This is a genomic window from Paenarthrobacter sp. CAP02, from assembly GCF_040137855.1.
Classification (GTDB): Bacteria; Actinomycetota; Actinomycetes; order Actinomycetales; family Micrococcaceae; genus Arthrobacter.
Window position 1 is genome coordinate 1 of sequence record NZ_JBEEII010000024.1, and the last position, 2202, is coordinate 2202.

Here is a 2202-nt window from a genome sequence, read left to right on the forward strand (position 1 = left end):
TCAGTACTTAATGGGTTCCATGCGGCCCGAGCGCAGGGAAAGCACGGCTGCTTCGGCGATAGCTTGGGCTTTCAGTCCGTCCTGCAGCGAAGGAATGGACGCCGTGCTGCCATCCAGCGAGGACACGAAAGCGGCGAGGGCCGCCGCATACGTCGGTTGCACGCGCTCAAACCAGCCTTGGTGCAACCCGTCCTCCACCACCGATGTCCCGGCATACCTGGATACTGCGCCGTTTCGGTGCCGGCGGGCTTCCACCATCCCCTCGGAGCCCATGATCTCGATCCGTTCGTCGTAGCCGTACCCAGTGCGGCGCACGGAATCGATTTGGACCAATGCCCCGCCGGGGAGCCGCAGCGTGACCGCGGAGGTGTCGACGTCGTCGTACTCCGCGATGCCGGGCTCCGCCAGGGCCGAGCCGGTGGCGAAGACCTCTACCGGGTCAAGGTCGGAGAGCCAGCGGGCGAGGTCGAAGAAGTGGACGGTCTGGTCGCGCATCTGGCCGCCGGATACGGCGATGTAGGATAACGGCGGCATGGACGGGCCTCGGGAGGTGAGCTGGATGAGCTCCACTGCGCCGATCTCCCCCGAGTCCACCACGCGTTTGAGCTCGGCATAGTCGCGGTCGAAGCGGCGGTTGAAGTCCACCATGACGGGCACGCCGCTCTCCTGTGCGAAGGCTGCCGTTTCGCGGGCGCGGTCCAGGTCCAGGTCAATGGGCTTCTCGCAGAGCGCGGCGATTCCGACGGCGGCGGCCCGGCGGAGGTGCCCGGCGTGCGTATCGGTGGAGGACGCGATGAAGACGGCGTCGATCGCCTGGGGGTCGAAGACCTCCTCAAGGGTGGTCGCAGCCGAAACGCCATGCGCGGCGGCGAGGGTCTGTGCCCGTTGTTGGTCGACGTCGTAGACCAGGCGGAAGTCGATCCCGGGGTGGGCTGCGAGGTTGGCTGCGTGGACGGAGCCGATGAAACCGGCTCCGAGGAGGGCGAAACGGGGCATGTCAGACTGCTGCTTTCTTTAGGGCGGACGCGGGGACTGTCCACGCGGAGTCATCGTGATGCGACGCCGCGACGGCTTCGACGAACTGGACACCGATCAGGCCGTCGATCCCGGTGGGGAAGGTCAGCTCGCGGTCCGGGAGCGGCGTGCCGTCGCGGCGGGCGCGCAGCACCTGAGCCAGGTCCGAGTAGAAATTGGCGAAGGCCTCAAGGAAGCCCTCCGGGTGGCCGAGGCCCACGCGCGTGAGCCGGGACGCGTCGTCGTGCAGGGTGCTGAGCCCGTGCGTGAGGATGGTGGTGGCCCCTGCGAGGTCCTGGACCTTGAGGTGGTGCGGGTCTTCGTGCTGCCATTCCAGGCTGCCCTTTTCGCCGTAGACCCGGATGCGGAGCCCGTGGTTATGGCCGGTAGCCGCCATGCTGGCCCACAGCCGCGCGGGAACTGAGCCGGTCAGTTCAAGTTCCACGGTGGCGTTGTCGAAAACGCGCCGCCCAGGCACGAACGTCTGCAAGCGGCCGGACAAGCGTTTTGCTTCGAGCCCGGTCATGTAGCGGAGCAGATGGAGGGCGTGGGTGCCGAGGTCGCCCACGACGCTCGGGAACCCAGCAATGTCAGGGTTGGTGCGCCACTTGGCCTGTTTGTGGCCTTCGTTCTCGAGGGGTGTTGCTGCCCAGCCCGAAGCATGCTCGACGTCGACAAAACGAATGGCTCCCAACTCGCCGTTGCGGACCATCCGCGCGGCTTGCCGCACCATGGCGTAGGCCGAATAGCAATGCGGGACAGCAAGGATGGCGTTGTTCTCCCCGGCGACCCGGACCAGCTCGGCCGCCGTGGCGGAATCCTGCGTCAGGGGCTTCTCGCAAACCACTGCAATGCCCCTTTGCAGGAATGCACGGGCGATCTCGAAGTGGCTGTCGTTGGGCGTCGCCACAACCAACACGTCCACACCGTCCTCACGGGCGGCCTCAGCCTCGGCCATCTCCTGGATGTCGCGGTAGTTGCGGCCCGGTTCGACGCCGAGTTCGACGGCGGTGGCGTGGGAACTGCTCTCATCGCGCCCGAAAATTCCTGCCCGGAGATCGTAGTGGCCATCCAGCCGCATGGCGTAACGGTGGGTCTTGCCGATGTCGGCGCCCGGACCGCCACCAACCATTCCGGCGACCAACTGCCTCGAATTGGGTGCACTCATTGAAGGATCCTCTTTGACTC

General features: G+C 66.4%; 2 protein-coding genes. Both read right to left on the minus strand.

All coding sequences use genetic code 11. The annotated features are described in order from the left end of the window. Positions 1-996 carry a Gfo/Idh/MocA family protein gene (locus ABHM97_RS21450; RefSeq protein WP_349472175.1) on the minus strand — a complete coding sequence of 332 codons (996 nt, stop codon included), beginning with the start codon at positions 994-996 and terminating at the stop codon, positions 1-3. A gap of 1 nt (position 997) precedes the next feature. Beyond that, positions 998-2182 carry a Gfo/Idh/MocA family protein gene (locus tag ABHM97_RS21455; protein WP_349472176.1) on the minus strand — a complete coding sequence of 395 codons (1185 nt, stop codon included), beginning with the start codon at positions 2180-2182 and terminating at the stop codon, positions 998-1000. Between the last annotated feature and the right edge of the window lie 20 nt (positions 2183-2202).